At 66.7% G+C, this 18930-nt stretch carries 16 protein-coding genes; 5 read left to right on the top strand and 11 right to left on the bottom strand.

Features of this window, described 5'->3' with window-relative positions; all coding sequences use genetic code 11:
* Positions 1 to 29: 29 nt before the first annotated feature.
* Positions 30 to 326, bottom strand: a complete 297-nt coding sequence (locus tag BGO20_RS04195; protein WP_291662442.1) for an FAD assembly factor SdhE — start codon at positions 324 to 326, stop codon at positions 30 to 32.
* 156 nt (positions 327 to 482) lie between these two features.
* Here BGO20_RS04195 and recG point away from each other — a divergent pair, with 156 nt between their 5' ends.
* On the top strand, positions 483 to 2582 hold the full coding sequence (gene recG / locus BGO20_RS04190; protein WP_291662443.1) for an ATP-dependent DNA helicase RecG: 2100 nt from the start codon (positions 483 to 485) through the stop codon (positions 2580 to 2582).
* Positions 2583 to 2653: 71 nt separating this feature from the next.
* Positions 2654 to 3487 (top strand): AraC family transcriptional regulator, encoded by an 834-nt coding sequence (locus BGO20_RS04185; protein WP_291662444.1) that lies wholly within the window; start codon positions 2654 to 2656, stop codon positions 3485 to 3487.
* Here BGO20_RS04185 and BGO20_RS04180 read toward each other — a convergent pair.
* The 4 genes from BGO20_RS04180 to glmU all read right to left on the bottom strand — a co-directional run bounded on the left by BGO20_RS04180 (position 3477) and on the right by glmU (position 8936).
* On the bottom strand, positions 3477 to 4205 hold the full coding sequence (locus BGO20_RS04180; RefSeq protein WP_291662445.1) for a DUF502 domain-containing protein: 729 nt from the start codon (positions 4203 to 4205) through the stop codon (positions 3477 to 3479). The two genes, BGO20_RS04185 and BGO20_RS04180, sit on opposite strands and share 11 nt — an antisense overlap.
* Positions 4206 to 4323: 118 nt before the next feature.
* On the bottom strand, positions 4324 to 5481 hold the full coding sequence (locus tag BGO20_RS04175; RefSeq protein ID WP_291662447.1) for a hypothetical protein: 1158 nt from the start codon (positions 5479 to 5481) through the stop codon (positions 4324 to 4326).
* Between the two features lie 140 nt (positions 5482 to 5621).
* Positions 5622 to 7448 carry a glutamine--fructose-6-phosphate transaminase (isomerizing) gene (gene glmS / locus BGO20_RS04170; protein ID WP_291662448.1) on the bottom strand — a complete coding sequence of 609 codons (1827 nt, stop codon included), beginning with the start codon at positions 7446 to 7448 and terminating at the stop codon, positions 5622 to 5624.
* A 120-nt stretch (positions 7449 to 7568) separates the two neighbouring features.
* Positions 7569 to 8936, bottom strand: coding sequence for a bifunctional UDP-N-acetylglucosamine diphosphorylase/glucosamine-1-phosphate N-acetyltransferase GlmU (glmU, locus tag BGO20_RS04165; RefSeq protein ID WP_291662607.1), 1368 nt, complete (start codon positions 8934 to 8936; stop codon positions 7569 to 7571).
* Positions 8937 to 9232: 296 nt separating this feature from the next.
* On the opposite strand from glmU, the gene BGO20_RS04160 reads away from it, so the two are divergent.
* Positions 9233 to 10792 (top strand): OpgD/OpgG family glucan biosynthesis protein, encoded by a 1560-nt coding sequence (locus tag BGO20_RS04160; protein WP_291662450.1) that lies wholly within the window; start codon positions 9233 to 9235, stop codon positions 10790 to 10792.
* A 32-nt stretch (positions 10793 to 10824) separates the two neighbouring features.
* A complete protein-coding gene (gene mdoH, locus BGO20_RS04155) occupies positions 10825 to 12966 on the top strand; it encodes a glucans biosynthesis glucosyltransferase MdoH (RefSeq protein WP_291662608.1) in 2142 nt (713 codons plus the stop codon).
* Positions 12967 to 12988: 22 nt separating this feature from the next.
* Here mdoH and BGO20_RS04150 read toward each other — a convergent pair whose 3' ends face one another.
* The 4 genes from BGO20_RS04150 to BGO20_RS04135 all read right to left on the bottom strand — a co-directional run bounded on the left by BGO20_RS04150 (position 12989) and on the right by BGO20_RS04135 (position 16199).
* A complete protein-coding gene (locus BGO20_RS04150; protein WP_291662452.1) occupies positions 12989 to 13870 on the bottom strand; it encodes a VOC family protein in 882 nt (293 codons plus the stop codon).
* Positions 13871 to 13945: 75 nt separating this feature from the next.
* A complete protein-coding gene (locus BGO20_RS04145) occupies positions 13946 to 15115 on the bottom strand; it encodes a glutathionylspermidine synthase family protein (RefSeq protein ID WP_291662453.1) in 1170 nt (389 codons plus the stop codon).
* A gap of 1 nt (position 15116) precedes the next feature.
* On the bottom strand, positions 15117 to 15728 hold the full coding sequence (locus BGO20_RS04140; RefSeq protein WP_291662455.1) for a DUF1190 domain-containing protein: 612 nt from the start codon (positions 15726 to 15728) through the stop codon (positions 15117 to 15119).
* Between the two features lie 9 nt (positions 15729 to 15737).
* The gene (locus BGO20_RS04135) at positions 15738 to 16199 is read right to left on the bottom strand and encodes a DUF350 domain-containing protein (RefSeq protein ID WP_291662457.1); all 462 of its coding nucleotides are present in this window, start codon (positions 16197 to 16199) and stop codon (positions 15738 to 15740) included.
* Between the two features lie 45 nt (positions 16200 to 16244).
* Between BGO20_RS04135 and BGO20_RS04130 the strand changes: the two genes are divergently transcribed.
* Positions 16245 to 16637, top strand: coding sequence for a GFA family protein (locus BGO20_RS04130; RefSeq protein WP_465245993.1), 393 nt, complete (start codon positions 16245 to 16247; stop codon positions 16635 to 16637).
* Positions 16638 to 16644: 7 nt separating this feature from the next.
* Here the strand turns inward: BGO20_RS04130 and BGO20_RS04125 are convergent, their stop codons facing one another.
* Complete coding sequence (locus tag BGO20_RS04125; RefSeq protein WP_291662460.1) at positions 16645 to 18273, bottom strand: CTP synthase; 1629 nt, start codon at positions 18271 to 18273, stop codon at positions 16645 to 16647.
* Positions 18274 to 18428: 155 nt separating this feature from the next.
* Positions 18429 to 18869, bottom strand: coding sequence for a preprotein translocase subunit SecG (secG, locus tag BGO20_RS04120; RefSeq protein WP_291662462.1), 441 nt, complete (start codon positions 18867 to 18869; stop codon positions 18429 to 18431).
* Between the last annotated feature and the right edge of the window lie 61 nt (positions 18870 to 18930).

Genomic DNA, 18930 nt, shown 5'->3' with positions numbered 1-18930 from the left:
CCGGGACGACAGCGCGCACTTCACCAGTGCTACACATGAATCGGCTTGTCGTGGGTGTGGAAAGCCTTGAGCTTGCGGAACAGTTCCGTGTCGTAGTTCTCCGGCACGGGCGCCTCCCCGGTCACCCAGCTCAGCAGATCGCGGTCCAAGACCTCGATCAGGCGCTCGAACTCGTCGAGCTCGGCATCGCTGAAACCGGCGATGGCGTCGTCGGCGAAGCGGCCCATGATGAGATCCATCTCGCGCATGCCGCGATGCCAGGCGCGGAACAGGATCTTGCGGCGGCGCGGGTCGAGATCGGCGCTGGAGCGGGTCGAGCCGGACATGGGAACCTCGGGCAAAAACCTTGGGGGACGGCGCAATGATGATTGGGCCGGCCCCGTCGCGGAGCCTGCCTGAGCAGGCTATATAGCGACGCAACCTGGCGAAGTCAGCGGCGAAGCGGCTGCGATCTTCGCGCTCCTGACAAGTGCCGAGACGTCTTGCGCCCCTCGATCCTCGATCCGCTCTTCGCCCCCGTCACGACGCTTTCCGGCGTCGGGCCCAAGCTCGGCAAGGTGCTGGACCGTTTCCTCGGCGACGAGGCGCACCCCGCCCGCGTCGTCGACCTGATGTTCCAATTGCCCACCGGCGCCGTCGACCGGCGGCCGAGCCCCTCTATCGCCGATACGCCGATCGGCGACGTCGCGACCTTCACGGCCCGCGTCAGCGAGCATCGCGCGGCGCCTGCCGGCAAGAAGGCGCCCTATCGCATCATCGTCGAGGACGAGACCGGCGACGTCACGCTCGTCTTCTTCCATGCCGATTCCCGGCATCTGGCGCAGACCCTGCCGATCGGCGCCTATCGCCTGATCTCGGGCAAGCTCGAACTCTGGGAGGGCATGCGCCAGATGGTGCATCCCGAGCGCATCCTCGATCCGAAGCTCGCGGCGACGCTGCCGGCCTTCGAGCCGGTCTATCCGCTGACCGAGGGCATCGGCCAGCGCATGATGATGCGGACCGTGCAGGCGGCGGCCGAGCGCTGCCCGGAGATGCCGGAATGGCAGGACCCGACCTTCCTCGCCAGGAGCGATTTCCCGTCGTTCCACGCTGCAATCGAAGCCCTGCATCATCCGGTCGATCGCAAGGCAGCCGAAGGCGACACGGTCGCGCGGCGCCGCATCGGCTATGACGAATTGCTGGCGAGCCAGATCGCGCTCGCGCTGGTCCGCCGCCAGCAGAAGAAGGTCGCGGGGCGCGCCACCACCGGCGACGGGGGCGTGCGCTTCCGCATCCAGTCCGCCCTGCCCTTCGAGCTGACCGAGGGCCAGCGCAAGGCCATCGCCGATATCCATTCCGACATGGCCAAGCCGGAGAAGATGCTGCGCTTGCTCCAGGGCGATGTCGGCTCCGGCAAGACCGTGGTCGCGCTGATGGCGATGGCCGCCGCCGCAGAAGCCGGCCGGCAATCGGTCCTGATGGCGCCGACCGAAATCCTCGCCCGCCAGCATGCCGAGAGGCTGGCGCCGCTGGCAGAGAAGGCCGGCCTGAAGCTCGCCCTGCTGACCGGGCGCGAGAAGGGCGCGGGCCGCAAGCAGGTGCTCGCCGGTCTGGCCGATGGCTCCATCGACATCGCGGTCGGCACTCATGCGCTGTTTCAGGAAGGCGTCGCCTTCCATGACCTCGCGCTTGCCGTCGTCGACGAGCAGCACCGCTTCGGCGTGCATCAGCGCCTGCTGCTCGGCTCCAAGGGCGAAGCGGTGGACGTGCTGGTGATGACCGCGACGCCGATCCCGCGCACGCTCTCGCTGACCTGGTTCGGCGACATGGATATCTCGATCCTTTCGGAGAAGCCGGCGGGGCGGAAGCCGATCGTCACCCGCGCCGTCTCCTCCGAGCGTTATGACGAAGTCGTCGGCGCCATCGGCCGGGCGGTCGAGGCTGGCGCGCAGGCCTATTGGGTCTGCCCGCTCGTGCAGGAATCCGACACGCTCGACGTCGCCGCCGCACAGGAGCGTTACGAGGCGCTACGCGAAATCTTCGGCGACAAAGTCGGCTTGCTGCATGGCCAGATGCCCGGCCGCGAGAAGGACGCCGCCATGGCCGCCTTCGTCGCCGGCGAGACCCGCATCCTCGTCTCGACCACCGTGATCGAGGTCGGCGTCGACGTCCCCAATGCCAGCGTCATGGTGATCGAGCATGCCGAGCGCTTCGGCCTCGCCCAGCTTCATCAGTTGCGCGGCCGCATCGGACGTGGCTCGGCCGCCTCGACCTGCCTGCTGCTCTACAAGGGGCCGCTCGGGCCGATCGCCGAGGCGCGGCTCACGATCATGCGCGAGACGGAGGACGGCTTCCGCATCGCCGAGGAGGACCTGCGCCTGCGTGGCGAAGGCGAGGTCCTCGGCACCAAGCAGTCGGGCTCGCCCGACTGGCGCATCGCCCGGCCGGAGATCGACGGCGATCTGCTGGCAGCGGCGCGCGATGACGCGCGATTGCTGATCGAGCGCGACCCGCATCTGGAAACGCCGCGCGGCCAGGCGATCCGGGTGCTGCTCTATCTGTTCGAGCGGGATGTCGCGATCCGGCTGCTGCGGGCGGGTTAGGATATACAGCAATCCTGATCAAGCGCGGCGGTCTTGCCGGCGCCAGGGTGCCGGCGCTTCGTGGAGAGAACATGGACCCGGTCAAGGCAGCAATCTGGTGCATCGAGAGCCGCTTCACCGCCGAGCTCACGCTCGACGAGATCGCGGAGGTCAGCGGCGTCTCGCGCTTCCATCTCAGCCGCGCCTTCGGCGTGGCGACCGGCCGCTCGGTGATGCGCTATGTGCGCGAGCGACGGCTGTCGGAGGCGGCGCGCCAGCTCGCCGACGGTGCGCCCGACATCCTCTCGGTCGCGCTCGACTGGGGTTATGGCTCCCACGAAGCCTTCACCCGCGCCTTTCGCGAGCAATTCGGCCTCACACCGGAAGAATTGCGCGCCCGGCGCGACCTCTCATCGCTCGCTCTCGTGGAGCCTCTTTCCATGCACGACATCACGCCCGCCCCCATCGCCGAGCCGCGCATCGTCACCGGCAAGCCCATGCTAATCGCCGGCTTCAGCGGCCATTTCTCGATGGACAACACCCAGGGCATCCCGCTGCTCTGGCAGAAGATCGCCCCGCATTTCGGCCATATCCCCGGCCAGCGCAGCTATGTCGCCTATGGCGCGAGTTATAATTACGACGACAACGGCGCCTTCGACTATATCGCCGGGGCCGAGGTCTCGTCCTTCGGCGATGTCACCGACGAGTTCGCGCGGCTGAGCGTGCCGGAGCAGCTCTGCGCCGTGTTCGAGCATAGCGGCCACATCACCGGCATCGCCCAGACCTACAAGGCGATCTGGCAGGGCTGGTTCCCGAAATCGGGGCGCAAGCCCGAGATGGGCGTCACGCTGGAGCGCATGGACGAGCGCTTCGACGGCGCAACCGGCAACGGTGTCGTCGAGATCTGGGTGCCGCTCAGGCGCTGACCGGCGGTTTCGTTTCAAGCTTCGGCTTGCCGTTCTGCTCGCCGGGCTGGATCAGCCCGGCCGACATGATCAGCTTGGCGCCGTCCTCGACGGATATCGAGAGTTCGACGACCTCGCGCCGCGGCAGGTAGAAGAAGAATCCGGTCGTCGGGTTCGGCGTGCAGGGCAGGAAAACGCCGATCTGCTTGTCGCCCGGGTCTTGTCCATCCGGCAGGCGCCCGGCGATTTCGGGCGCCGCCTCCTGCGCGATGAAGACGATCGACCACATGCCCGGCTGCGGGAACTGCACCATGCCGACCTTGCGGAACGAGGTGCCGGACTGCGAAAAAATCGTTTCGAAAACCTGCTTTACGCCCTTGTAGACACTGCGGACGACCGGCATCCGGTCGAGAATCGCCTCGCCGGCCCCGATCAGCGAACGGCCGACGAGATTGGCCGTCAGGAAGCCGAGCAGCGTCAAACCGATCAGGCCGATGATCAGGCCGAGCCCCGGCAGCGGGAACGGCAGATAGGCGTCGGGCAGATATGCGCTGGGAATCAGCGGCTTGACCCAACCGTCGATCAGGTTGACGAACCACCAAGTCACCGATGCGGTGATGGCAAGCGGCGCCGCAAGCACGAGCCCGGTGAAGAAATAGCGCCGCAGCCGCGTGCCGAAGGACGGCCTGAGCAAATCGGGCTGGATCACGAGACGAGGATCGGGCGAGCTTGAGGTCATGCAGCGGTTCCGGTCGAGAGGCTTCCAGCCTTCCGGCGACTGGCAAGCGACAGACGTGCCAATCTATGCCGCGCATTTCAAGAATGCCGATGCCGCACCGCTCGAAAAGCCCTGTGGCTCACCGCGCTCGTGGAACTCCGAACGGATCGGCGCTGAGACGCGTCCAGCGGTCGCCGGCCAGCCCGCCGATCAAGATGTCGCCCGCCCGCAGCGCCGCCATGACGTCTTCCCGGCCGGAGCGGACCATCGCGGCCCCGCCATAGCGGAAGATCAGACCGGGATAGCGATAGAGATGTGGCATCAAGGCCTTGCACGCCTGGCCTTCCACACCGGTGCAGCCCATTTCTTCCGCCGAGGCTATCAGGTGGTCGAGCACGGTCTCGCCGTGCCCACGCTCTGCAAAGACATGCAGCACGGAGGCCACGCGACCGGCCTCGCCATGCAGGGCATAGCAGCCGATGGGCATGCCCTGCGGCTTGCACAGGGCGACGAAGGAAAGAGGGCCGTTTGCGCGCTTTTGCGCCGCCTGGTCGAGAAGCCAGAGCAGTTCCTCCCTCGGCCAGAGCGGATGCAGGCGAAAGCCGGTCAGGAAGCGCGGCAGCAGCTCGGCAAAGGCCTGGGCGTCCAAGGTCCGGACCTCGCAAAGCGCAGCCTTGGAGCGCTGCGGCCGCCTCAGCAAACGCCCGATCAAGGCATCGCTCAGGCCAGCGAAGGGGGTCAGCAGCCCCAGCGGTCGACGCGGCCATTTCCGGCGCGCCTTGTCGAGCAGGATCGTCGCCGGCCGGAAAGCGAGCTCCCAACGCAAGCTCTCTTCAGCGAGCAGCTCGTATTTCATCGGCCGCGCGAAAGCCAGCGAGGCGCGGTTGGCCGAGTCGGTCAGCTGCAGGTCGAAACCGGCAGCGTTCAGCGCCCGCAGCAGACGCGGCGCGGCTGTGCCGTGGTTAGCCCCGCGCGCCGCCATCAGGGTACTGAGGATGCCGGCGCTCAGGACGTCGCCTCCGATCCTGTAGCGGGTCTTCAAGATGCCGAGAAAGCCACCGATATCGCCATGCCCGTCGATCTGAACGAAGCCGTTGGGGCCCTGCTCGCAGTAGGGCCCTTCCAGATACAGCCGCTCCATATAGGCTGCTGCGTCCTCGACGGCATTGCCTCCCTCGGCATCGCCGCGAAAGACATTCAGGAAGAGGCGCGCCACGCGCTCGAGGTCGCCGCGCTCCACCGGCCTGACGCGATCCGGCCCGATCCGCGCGGGAGCCGCCGGGGCGGTCTCGGTCATGGTCGCTGGCGCGTCGATAGCCTCGTCTCCGATGCGATGGCGGACCGGGATATTGTCCGCCACCAGTCATAATCGGTTCCCGAGGAATCCGGTAACTCTTGGTTGGTCCGTTGGTTAATTCACAACCCTGACGGCAATCTTCACTCGACCGTGACGGACTTGGCCAGATTGCGCGGCTGATCGACGTCCTTGCCCATGAAGACGGCCGTTTGATAGGCGATCATCTGGATCGGAAGAGCGTAGACGATCGGCGCAAAGGTCGGGTCCATGTCCGGCATGACGATGGTCGCCTCGGGCTCGATGCCGCATTCGGCCGCGCCCCGCGCGTCCGTGATCAGGATGATGCGTCCGCCACGCGCCGCGACCTCCTGCATGTTCGAGGCAGTCTTCTCGAACAGTGCGTCGTGGGGAGCGACCACGATGACCGGCATGTCCTCGTCGATCAGCGCGATGGGACCGTGCTTCAGCTCTCCTGCCGCATAACCTTCCGCGTGGATGTAGCTGATTTCCTTGAGCTTCAGCGCGCCTTCCAATGCCAGCGGGAAGCTGGTGCCGCGGCCGAGATAGAGCACGTCCTTGGCTTTGGAAAGCTCGCGCGCGAGCTTTTCGATCTCAGGTTCCAGCTCCAGCGCCCGTGCCATCAGCCCCGGCAGCGAGATCAGGTGCTGCACATGGCTCGCCTCGTCCTCGGCCGAGAGCGTGCCACGGGCCCGGGCTGCGGCGAGCGCGAGCGACGCGAAAACCGCAAGCTGGCAGACGAAGGCCTTGGTCGAGGCGACGCCGATCTCGGGACCGGCAAGCGTCTGCGCCACCGCATCGCTCTCACGGGCGATCGTCGAGGTCGGCACATTGACGACCGAGAGGATCGCCTGCCCGTTCTGGCGGGCGTAGCGCAAGCCGGCCAGCGTGTCGGCGGTTTCGCCGGATTGCGAGATGAAGAGCGCCAGTCCCTGGTCGGGCAGAGGCGCCTCGCGATAGCGGAACTCGGACGCGACATCGATCTCGACCGGCAGGCGCGCCAGCTTCTCGAACCAGTATTTCGCGATCAGGCCGGCATAATAGGAGGTTCCGCAGGCGCTGATCGTCAGGCGCGACAGGCCCTTCCAGTCGATCTGGTCGCCAAAGGGCAGGCGCACCTTGCCGTTGGCCATGTCGAGATACTGCGTCAGCGTATGGCCGACGACCTCGGGCTGCTCGTAGATCTCCTTGGCCATGAAGTGGCGGTGATTGCCCTTCTCGACCAGGAAGGCGCCAGCGGCGACGCGCTGCGCGCGGCGCTCCACCTGCGTGTTGGTCTTGTCGTAGAAGGTCGCGCCGCGGCGATGCAGCACGACCCAGTCGCCCTCTTCCAAATAGGCGATGAGATTTGTGAAGGGCGCAAGCGCCAGCGCGTCCGAGCCGAGATACATCTCGCCCTCGCCGATGCCGACCGCCAGCGGTGAGCCCTTGCGGGCACCGATCAGCAGGTCTTCCTCGCCCTGGAACAGGAAGGCGAGCGCGAAGGCGCCGTGCAGGCGCGGCAGGCTGGCAGCGACCGCATCTGTCGGGCTCTTGCCGCGATCGAGCTCGCGGGTAACGAGATGGGCGACGATCTCGGTATCGGTCTCCGTCTCGAAGACGTAGCCGTCGGCCTGGAGCTCGGCGCGCAGATCGCGGAAATTCTCGATGATGCCGTTGTGGACGACCGCAAGCTTCGGGGTCGCATGCGGATGGGCATTGGTCTCGTTGGGCTTGCCATGGGTCGCCCAGCGGGTGTGACCGATGCCGACCAAGCCTTCGAGCGGTTCGTTCGACAGGCGGATCTCGAGGTTCTTGAGCTTGCCCTCTGCACGGCGGCGGGCGAGCTGGCCGGCTTCCAGCGTCGCGACGCCGGCGGAATCATAGCCGCGATATTCGAGCCGCCGCAGAGCCTCGACGACCTGCATCGCGACTGCTTCCTTGCCCAGAATCCCGACGATGCCGCACATGGGCGAACCTTTCCAGCCGTTGCTATCCGCCCAAGCGCATAGCCATGAAATCAGCGCCTGCCCAATCACTATGCGTGACGAACTGTGAATGCGAACCTGCAAACTCGGCGCGTTTTCGCCCTATTCTGCCGCTTTTTTCGCGTTCTTGCGAGCCTTCGCTGCTTCGCGGAAGGTCCTGGCCCAACCCTCCTTCTCAACCTGCTGGCCCCGCGCCAAAGCAAGCGCATCCGGGCTGACGTCCCGGGTGATGACGGAGCCGGAGCCGACATAGGCGTTTTCGCCGATCGTAACCGGGGCGACCAGCGAGGAATTGGAGCCGACGAAAGCACCGGCGCCGATCGTGGTGCGCGCCTTGACGAAGCCGTCATAGTTGCAGGTGATCGTGCCGGCGCCGATATTTGCGGAAGCACCGACCGAGGCGTCGCCGATATAGGTCAGGTGATTGACCTTGGCGCCAACGCCGATTTCCGCCGCCTTGATCTCCACGAAATTGCCAGCCTTGGCCCGCTCCGCAAGTTTCGCCCCGGGGCGCAGGCGGGCAAAGGGACCGACCATGGCGCCCGGGCCAACCTCCGCGCCTTCGAAATGCGAAAAGGCGTGGATCAGCGCACCATCCGCGATGCTGACGCCGAGACCGAACACGCAGTTCGGCTCGATCAGGACATCGCTGCCAACCTGTGTGTCGAAACTGAAGAAGACGGTCTCGGGGGCGATCAAGGTCGCCCCTCCCTTCATCACGGCAAGCCGCTTGCGGCACTGAAACTCGGCTTCGGCCGCGGCGAGCTGCACACGGTCATTGACGCCATGAACTTCGCTTTCGGGAGCGCGCAGCACCTTGGCATGCAGCCCTCGGGCGCGCGCGATTGCGACGACGTCCGTCAGGTAGAACTCGCGCTGGGCGTTGTGATCCCCGATCGCCTCGAGGATATCCAGCGCGTACTCGCCCGCCAGGGCCATCAGCCCGGCATTGCAGAGCTTGATGGCGCGCTGGGCCGCCGTCGCGTCCTTGTGTTCGACAATCTCTTCCAGCTCGCCGTCGCGCTCGACGAGCCGGCCATAGCCGGTCGGGTCCCCGGCCTCGAAGCCGAGCACGACGACTGCCGCGCCCGCGGCGAGCCCGGCCCGCAGCGCCGCGAAGGTCTCAGGCCTGACGAGCGGGGTATCGGCGAAAGCCACGATCACGTCGTCGTAGCCGCGCCGCAGGCTCTCGCGCGCCGCCAGAACCGCATGGGCCGTGCCGCGCCGTTCCTGCTGGATCGCGAGCTCGGCCGAGGGAAAACGGCTCGCCGCCTCGCGCGCCACATCCGGCCGGTCCGGTCCGATCACCACCGTCGCCGCTTCGGCTCCCGCCGCCGCCACAGCCGACAAGGCATGGCCGAGCAAGGAGAGCCCGCCGACCTCGTGGAGGACCTTGGGGCGCTGCGATTTCATGCGGGTGCCCTCGCCGGCCGCCAGAACGATGGCGAGGCACGACCGGGCAGGCTGCATTTCGGTCATCTTTTTCGGTTCCCTTGCCGATCGGCCGCGCGAGCCGCGGCCGATCCTGCGCATGATGGCGTTGCAGGCGGCGTGGATAGCCGATCCGCGCGGCATTTGCCAAAGTCTATCGCATGACCGAAGGGGACGTGACCGTGAAGACCGACGCAGCGCCGGCCGGATAAGCGACGGCCGAATGGATCGAAATCAGATCCGGTGAGTTTTCCGCTCGCCACCGCTTTTCACCCGTATTGGAAATGCTCTAGAAGCGCGGAGGACGAGGGCGTCGTCCGTGCAGCTTGGACCACATGGCGAAGTCTTTGAATCGCAGACAGTTTCTCGGAGCCGCGGCCAGCGGGGCGGCGCTGGCCTCGCTTTCGGCTCCGGCATCGGCCCAGACGCCTACCGGCGCGGCCGCTTTCAACATCCATACTCTGAACGACGGGCAACGATTCGACCCCGCCGCCGTCGTCGATGCGGCGCGGATGCTGGCGCAGAAGCCCCTGCTACCCTTGGTGGCGACCGACCTGCCGGAAGGCTACGCCACCCTGCCCTTCGATCAGTATTCGAGCATCCGGATGCAGCCCGGGGCCACGATCTGGGCGGGTGAGAATCGTGGCTTCACCGTCGAGCCGCTGCACCGGGGCTATGTCTTCTCGAACCCCGTCAGCCTGTTCACGGTCGAGGATGGCACCATCCGGCGCGTGCCGTTCGACCGCAGCAAGTTCGACTATGGCCGGGTTCCCCCGCCGCCGGACGGTGCCGACCTGCAATTTTCGGGCATGCGCATCTCGGCCGGGCTCGAACGGCCCTTCGAGGTCGCAAGCTTCCAGGGCGCGACCTTCTTTCGCGCCATCGCGCGTGGCCAGAACTTCGGAGCCATGGCGCGCGCGCTGATCCTGCGCCCCGGCGAGCAGCGCGGCGAGGAGATTCCGTTCTTCCGCGCCTTCTGGATCGAGCGGCCGAACCCCGCCACCGCCGCGCTGGTGATTCACGGCCTGCTCGATTCGGAGAGCGTCGCCGGAGCCGTGCGGATGACGCTACGGCCGGGTGATGTGACCTATATGGACGTCGAGACGACCCTGTTTCCGCGGCAGGCGCTCGACCATGTCGGCTTCGGCTGCGCGACCGGCACCTTTCTGTCCGGCCCGCAGAGCCGGCGAACCTTCGACGATATCCGGCCGGCCGTCTACGAGGTCTCGGGTGTTCAGATGCTGTCGGGCGCCGGCGAATGGATCTACCGGCCGGTCAACAACCCGGCCAATCTCCAGGTTTCCTCATTCGTCGACCAGAACCCCAAGGGTTTCGGGTTGGTGCAGCGCGAGCGCGACGCCGCAGCTTTCCAGGACGACGACCAGCGTTTCGAGCTCAGGCCCAGCGTCTGGATGGAACCACTCGGCGATTGGGGCGCCGGCTCGGTGCAGCTGATCGAGATTCCCAGCGACTCGGAGCCGAACCGCAACATCATCATGTACTGGCGGCCGAAGCAGGCGCTCGCCGCGGGCGCCGAGGCCACGATGAGCTATCGCCAGGCCTGGTGCTGGCAGCCGCCGGATCGGCCGGAACTCGCGATCGCGACCCGCGTGCGGCAAGGCAAGGGCTCGCAGGGCCGGCGGCGCCGTTTCCTGGTCGAATTTACCGGCGACAGGCTCGCCGACGCCGGCGTGGTGGCCGCGACGCGCGCCACGATCTCCAGCCAGCCGGGCACGATCCAGAATATCCGCCTCTGGCCCTATCCCGAGCGCAAGCTGATGCGCGTCGGCTTCGAGGTCGATCCCGGCAATGACAGCCTTTGCGAGCTTCGGCTCGTGCTGCAAGCAGGCGGCCAGCCCGTCTCGGAAACCTGGTTGAACCGATGGACGTGGTAACCGCGCCCCGCCCGAGCATGGCCGCCCCGGACATGCGCATGATCGTCTCGCGCGAACCCGCGACACCGCCTGAGAACCGGCTGGTCATGCCGGTGCAGTCGTTCCGGCGCTGGAGCGCCTCGGATCGCCGCCGGCCCGCCGCGCCGCGGAGCTGGAAGACGCCCTGGCTGCAGCGCCTCTTCGTCTTCGGCGGCGGCCTGGCGCTGACGGCCTATGGCGCCTGGGAAATGTACCATGTCGTGTCGGTCAGCCGCACGACCTCGCTGCAGTACGTATTGCTCGCGCTGTTCACCATCAACTTCTCCTGGATCGCGTTGGCCTTCACCAGCGCGATCCTGGGCTTTTTCGGCGTGCTCTTCGGCGTCGGGCGGGCGCAGCGGGCCGAAAGTCTTCAGCATCGCACCGTCGTGGTGATGCCGATCTACAACGAGTCCTCGTCGCGCACCTTCGCCGCGGTTGCCGCCATCCGGGAATCGGTCGAGGCGACGGGCCTTGGCGATCACTTCGACTATTTCATCGTCTCCGATACCACCAACCCCGACATATGGATCTCGGAGGAGCGCGCCTTCCTCGCCTTGCGCGAGCGGCTGGGTCCCGATGCGCGGGTCTACTATCGGCATCGGCCGAAAAACCATCATCGCAAGGCCGGCAACATCGCGGATTTCGTGACACGCTGGGGCGGTCATTACGAGAGCATGATCGTGCTCGATGCCGACAGCCTCATGACCGGAAGCTGCATCGTGCGCCTCGCCGCCGCGATGGAGGCCGACCCCGATGCCGGCATCATCCAGTCGCTGCCGCTGATCATCAACCGCAATACCTTTTTCGCGAGGCTGCAGCAGTTCGCGGCCCGGGTCTACGGCCCGGTCATCGCGACCGGACTCGCCATGTGGTCGGGGCGCGACGGAAACTATTGGGGCCATAACGCGATCATCCGTACGCGCGCCTTCGCCGAGCATTGCGGCCTGCCCGACCTGAAGGGCAAGCCGCCCTTCGGCGGCCATGTACTCAGCCATGACTTCGTCGAGGCGGCGCTGATCCGCCGGGCCGGCTGGTCCGTCTACATGCTGCCGGACCTGACCGGGTCCTATGAGGAGAGCCCTCCTTCGCTGATCGACATCTCGGTGCGCGACCGGCGATGGTGCCAGGGCAATCTCCAGCATTCGCGCATCATCGGCGCAAAGGGTTTCGTCTGGCCTACGCGGCAGCATTTCGCCACCGGAATCATGGGCTACCTCGCCTCGCCCTTCTGGCTGATGCAACTGGTCGTCGGTATCCTCATCGTGCTGCAGGTCAATTACGCGCGGCCCGAATACTTCACCCAGGAATTCACGCTCTTTCCCGTCTGGCCGCGGTTCGACCCCGAGCGCGCCTTGCGGCTGTTCGCCATCACCATGGCGATCCTGCTGGCGCCGAAGCTGTTCGGCCTGTTGCTGACCCTGTTCAACAACAAGCTCAGGCGGGCCGGCGGCGGCGCGATCAGGCTGATCCTGTCATCGCTGATCGAGGTGCTGTTCTCGGCCTTCTTCGCGCCGATCATGATGCTGATCCAATCGGGCTCCGTCTTCCAGATCCTCCTCGGGCGCGACACCGGCTGGAACCCGCAGCGACGCGACGACGGCTCGATCCCGCTCAACGACATCATCCGCCGGCACCGGACCCATACCGTGCTCGGCGTGGTGACCGGCCTGTCGGCCTTCATGATCGCGACGTCGCTGTTCGCCTGGATGTCGCCGACCATCGTCGGCCTCGTGCTCGCGATCCCGCTGTCATGGGCCTCCGGACAACTGGCGATCGGGCTCTGGCTCAAGCGACGCGGGCTGCTGCTGACGCCAGAGGAAGGTGCGCCGCCGGCGGTCGCCGTCAGGGCCAACGAGTTGCAGACCGAGTTCGCCAAGGCCGGCTTCGACGATGCCGACGGGCTGAAGGCGATCCATGCCGATCCTGCGCTTCGGCACGCACATGAGTTGATGCTGCCGGATGCCCAGCCGCGCCGCCGCGGCGAGATCGACCCCGAGCGCGCCGTGGCACAGGCCAAGCTCGTCGACGCGACGACGATCGACGACGCCGCGATCTGGCTGAAGCCCAAGGAACGCATGGTCGTGCTTCACGACCGCGCGCTCATCGGGCTTCTGTCGACGCTGTCGGTCGCGCAGGCCGAGAGCGCGGCCTGACGCCGCGCACTCGTCGCCGCAGTCAAACGGGCTCGAACGCCACCATGCAGCCGAGCGCATCCTCGGCCTGAACGAAGACGCGTTCGTCGTTCTGGATGAAGGGAACTCCCGCGGCACTCAACCGCTCCGCCACGGCCTCGAGGTCGGGCACAGAGACGCAGAAGCCGAGGAAGCGCGCTGGGGTCGTATCGGGCTCGACCTGATAGGCGCCCTGCGCCGTCTCGGGATCGAGCACGTCGAGGCGGCCACGCGGCAAAGCGAGGACATAATCCTCGTTGCCCTCCAGCACTTCGGCCCCGCCGCTGAACGCCGTGAGGAAGGCGCGGTGCGCAGCCGGATCATCGGCCAGCATCACCGCCGAGGCCAGCGCCGTGGCGCCGTTCGGATGCCGCTGGAATTCCGGATTCCAGAAATTCTGCGGTTCGTGCTGCTGGCAGACGAAGAAACCGCATTCCGGCGCCTTGGGGTCGGCCGCGAAAGCCAGCTCGAAGGCGACCCGCACGGTCGACCCGTCGGGTCGCTTCGCCTGCCGCTCGAAAAAGAAGGGCTCGTAGTCGCCGATCCCTGCGACCTTGAACGCGGCGGCATCGGCCTTGGCGTCCCGGCTTTCGAGCACCAGCATGGACAAGCCTTCGCCCTGCTCCGCCAACGCGTCGCGGACGAAGGCGCCGAAGGAAAAGGTCCTCTCGCCAGCGGCGGGAATGGCGCCTGCATCGGCGACCGTCACCAGTTCGAGGAAGGAGCCGGGGAACTGGACGATCCGGTTCTCGGTGCCCCATGGATGGCGATTGCGCGCGCCGACCCTGAAGCCGAGCCTTTCATAGAGGTTTCCCGCCGCGTCGAGATCGCGGACGCCGATGACGAGATGGTCGAGGCCTCGGGGCGCGGAAGCGGTAGCAGACATGGCAGGTTCTTTCGGCAGGCTTGTCGGGCCGGAAGGCTAGCAAGTCTTGACGGCGCGGTCATGTCGCAGACGCGCTCACGGCATGATGAAGTGCGGCACGAAGCGCGAGCTGTTCTTGGTGATCGGGGAGACATCCTCGCGGACGCAAAGCCCGCAGGGCTGCGAGGCTACGAGCCAGGATCCGAGGACAGCATAATTGCCGGCCGCCGAGAACAGATTGGTGGCTGCATCCTGCACGACGTACCCTTCCGCACCATAGGGCCCGTCGTCGCTGTCGAGGACGCGATCGCGCTCCATCAGCGTGACATTGGCGCCCTCGCGCGAATAGAGCGGCTTGCGGACGCGGCGGGCCGAGAGCGTCGCACAGCGCGGATCGCCCTCGAAGAAGGCCGGCAGCAGGTTCGGGTGGCCGGGCTCCATCTCCCAGAGGCAGGCGAGCAGGCCCTTGTTCGACAGCAGCGCCTTCCAGGGCGGCTCGATGAACTGGCAGCGCGAGCCGGCGAGCGCCGCCCCATAGCGCTCGCGAAACAGCCATTCCCAGGGATAGAGCTTGAAGAGGGTCTCGATCGGCTGGTTGGCACCGTCGCAGAAGCGGCCGTCGGTCAGCAGGCCGATCTCCTCGACATAGGTGAACCGTGCGTCGAGGCCGGCCTGCACGGCGCAATCCATCAGGTAGTCGACCGTTCCCTTGTCCTCGGCGCTGCCGGCGACGCAGGTGAGATGCAGGCGGTAGGGCGACGGCGTGCGCAGGCCGCCGAAGGCTGCGATCAGCCGCTCGTGCAAGGAGTTGAACTGATCGCTGCCGGCCGGAATTGCGCCGCGCGCCATCGCCTGCTCGAGCCAGTCCCACTGGACCACGCTCGATTCGAACAGGGCGGTCGGCGTGTCGGCGTTGTATTCGAGCAGCTTGGCCGGCCCGTTCCCGTCATAGGCGAGATCGAGCCGCCCGTAGAGATTGCGCTCCCCACGCTGCCAGCTGCCGCGGATGTAATCCCAATATGCAGCCGGGATCGCCAGCCTGGTCAGTATCTCCTCATCGCCCAACGCCTTCTCGATGAAGGCGAAGCACAGCTCCTCGATCGTTTCCGTCGGCGCCTCGATGTCGCGCTCGATCTGATCCAGTGTGAAGGCGTAGGCAGCGCTCTCGTCCCAATAGGTTTCACCTTCGATGGTGTGGAAGGCGAAGCCAAGCCGCTCGACCTGTGCGGTCCAATCGGGGCGCGGCGGAAGAGCGAGGCGCCGCATCTCAGGACGAGGAATGGGAGGAGAAGGAGCGGGCGATGGAGCCGAAACCGCCCCGCGACGAGACCCTGGTGGTCGAACTGACTCCACGCGTAGCGCTCGGCGAGACGGTGAAGCCGCGGCCCGTCGTGGTCGAGTAGGCGCGTGCACGCCCCCCTCCCGAAGAGCTGCCTCCATAGGACGATGACGACGAGGACGAGCTGGCGCGCGGCTGCTGGCATTCCGGCTGGGGCGAGCCTGGCGGGCACGTCGCAGCCGTCGGCGGCAGGAGCGGTTGCGCCTGCGCGCCGGCCAGGCCCCGGGCCAGCATGAAGCCTGCGAGAGCCGGGATGAAATATTGCGCCCCGCCGATGCTGGCGCTTGAGCAGCCATTCGCGCCGTACTGCGCCTCGCATTCGTTCTGGCTATTGAATTTCGGCGCATCCTTGAGCCGCGCCGCGGCCGCTTCGGAGAAAGCCGTCTCGCATTGCTGCGCACTGAGCTGTCCGCCGGCACGGCAGTCGCTCAAGCTGTTGTAGACTAGGCTGTCCTGAGTTTCCTCATCGGGACGGGACCAGATCGACGCGACGAGTACGACGCCGACGGCGGCCAGTCCGATCTGCGTCGAGCGCTTCACGGCATCACCTCAGATCGTCATGCTGGCGCCGGCCAGCGTGCCCGAAATGATCGCAAGCACGGCCAGCATCGCCGCCGACGGCAATCGATCCTCTTCGATCTTCCGCGAGAGGTCCGGGATGACGATCCGCGCCAGCCCGTAAGCCGCGAACTGTACCAACATCGCCGCGACAGCCCACAGCACGCAGTCCGGAATGCTGCTGGCCTGGGCGATCGCCTTTTCGAGTGGGACGGCAAAGCCTACGAGATTGCCGCCGAACGCGATCGCTGCCGAGAGGTTCCCGGCGCGGATCAGAGCGATCTCGTCATGGGGCGTCATTCGCAGATAGGCTGCGGCGAAAGCTGCGATCAGCGCCGATCCGACGACGAAGTACAGCAGGAACGCGGGCAGACCCGCCATCGACACAGCCATGCCCGCCCCCCATTTCGATGCCGCCGGCCCCACTATATGCCGGAGATCGCCGCGCGCCATCGTGGCTAATCGAAAAGGCTGCGCCAGCCATCATCCAAAGCTAGGATGCGCGACATGAAGAGCCGAGAAGCCAGCTGCAGCTGTGGCCAGCTGCGTGTCACCTGCCGGGGAGAACCAGCCCTCGTGGCCCTCTGCCATTGCAGCGCCTGCCAGAAGCGAACCGGCAGCGCCTTCGGCGTGGCAGCGTTCTTCGCGCGAGAAACCGTCCTCGTTTCCGGCAGCTATGCCGATTACGACCGGCCTGCGGACAGCGGCTACCGTGTCCTGCACCATTTCTGCCAGAGTTGCGGAAGCACGGTCTTCTGGGAGCCCTCCCGCAAGCCGGAGATGGTTGCGGTGGCGGTGGGAGCCTTCGCAGACCCGCAGTTTCCGGCTCCGCAAAAAGCCGTCTTCGCGGAACGACGCCAGCCCTGGGCCACCGTGACCCTCGATCCGTAGTCCGCGCTCAGACCAGCCGGCTCTGGACGACTGCGGCCTCGATGAAGCTCGCGAACAGCGGGTGCGGCTCGAACGGGCGCGACTTGAGCTCGGGGTGATACTGGACGCCGATGAACCAGGGATGCGCAGGATACTCCACCGTCTCCGGCAGCAGACCGTCCGGCGAGACGCCGCTGAAGCGCAGGCCCTGCGCCTCCAGCCGCTCGCGATAGTTCATGTTGACCTCGTAGCGATGGCGATGGCGCTCCGAGATCTCGGTCGAGCCGTAGATCTGCGCGATCTTGGTGCCCGGCAGGAGCTGCGAGGCATAGGCACCGAGCCGCATCGTGCCGCCGAGGTCGCCGCCGGCGGCGCGCTGCTCAAGCTCGTTGCCGCGCAGCCATTCCGTCATCAGGCCCACGACCGGCTCCTTCGTCTCGCCAAACTCGGTCGAGCTCGCTTCCTTGATGCCGGCGAGCGAGCGGGCCGCCTCGATCACCGCCATCTGCATGCCGAAGCAGATACCGAAATAGGGCACCTTGCGCTGCCGGGCGAAGGTCGCAGCCTTGATCTTGCCCTCGGCCCCGCGAAGCCCGAAACCACCGGGCACGAGGATGCCGTGGACATGCTCCAGGAAGGGCGCCGGGTCCTCCTTCTCGAAGACCTCCGACTCGATCCAGTCGAGATTGACCTTGACGTTGTTGGCGATGCCGCCATGGGTCAGCGCCTCGATGAGGGACTTATAGGCGTCCTTCATGCCGGTGTACTTGCCGACGACGGCGATGGTGACCTCGCCCTCCGGGTTCTTCACCCGATCGGAGATGCGCTTCCAGTTCGAAACGTCGGGCTCAACCGAGGCATCCAGGCCGAAGGCAGCCAGAACCTCGTTGTCCAGCCCCTCGGCATGGTAGGAGAGCGGCACGTCGTAGATCGAGGCGACGTCGCGGGCCTCGATGACGGCCGTCTCCCTTACATTGCAGAACAGAGCGAGCTTGCGGCGCTCCTCGCGCGGGATCTCGCGGTCGGTGCGGCAGAGCAGGATGTCGGGCTGGATGCCGATCGAGCGCAGCTCGGCGACCGAATGCTGGGTCGGCTTGGTCTTCAATTCGCCGGCGGTCGGGATATACGGCAGCAGCGTCAGATGGGTGAAGATGCACTGGCCGCGCGGCAACTGCTGGCTGATCTGGCGGATCGATTCGAGGAAGGGCAGGCTCTCGATGTCGCCGACCGTGCCGCCGATCTCGACCAGCGTGAAATCATAGCCCTCGTTGCCGGAGAGGACGAATTCCTTGATCGCGTTGGTGACATGCGGGACGACCTGGATGGTGGCGCCGAGATAGTCGCCGCGCCGCTCCTTGGTCAGGATGTCCATGTAGATGCGGCCGGTGGTGATGTTGTCGCCCTTGTTGCAGGGCCGGCCGGTGAAGCGCTCATAGTGCCCGAGATCGAGATCGGTCTCGGCGCCGTCGTCGGTAACGAAGACCTCGCCGTGCTGATACGGGCTCATCGTGCCCGGATCGACGTTGAGATAGGGGTCGAGCTTGCGCAGGCGGACCTTGTAGCCGCGCGCCTGGAGAAGGGCCGCGAGAGCCGCCGCCGCCAGGCCTTTGCCAAGCGAGGACACCACGCCGCCGGTGATGAAAACATACCGCGTCATGGGAGTTCACCTCTATCGCCACGGGTTCGATTCGCTAAGCGCTCGCAGTGCAGTCCCGCCTTGCCCTGCGCGCTTGTCCACAAAAGAGAGGGCCGGTCGCCCGGCCCGCTCCCACATCAAAAGAGAAGGGCCGGTCGCCCGGCCCCTGCCCTGTCCTACTGCTGCGGCTGCGGAGCAGCCGGGGCCGCGGGTGCGGCCGGTGTCGGCGGTTGAGCGCCGCCCTGCGTCTGGTTCTGGAGCTGGCGGAGCTGGTCGAGCACGCCACCGGCGTTGGGAGCGCTCGGCGCATTCGGCGCCGCCGGCTGGCCGGGACTGGCCGGAGCGGTCGTGGCCGGCGCGCCGTCGATGATCGAGCGCTGAACGCGGCCGCGATTGGCCATCACGGCCAGCACGATCGAGGTCAGGAAGAACAGGCCCGCGAGGATCGCCGTCGCCCGCGTCAGCGCATTCGCCTGGCCGCGACCGGTCATGAAGCCGCCGACGCCACCGCCGCCGGAGCCCATGCCGAGCCCGCCGCCTTCGGAGCGCTGGAGCAGCACGACGCCGACGAGCGCGACGACGATGATCAGATGGATGACGATGAGAACGTTCTGCATGATCTCACGAAATGGGCATGGCGCGGGCCGCCGCCAAGGGCCACCCGCTCCTCCTCGAAAG

Source organism: Allobosea sp. 67-29, from assembly GCF_001898115.1.
Taxonomy (GTDB): Bacteria; Pseudomonadota; Alphaproteobacteria; order Rhizobiales; family Beijerinckiaceae; genus Allobosea.
The sequence above is the reverse complement of the archived record's forward strand: the minus strand, read 5'-3'. Positions and strand labels throughout refer to the sequence as shown.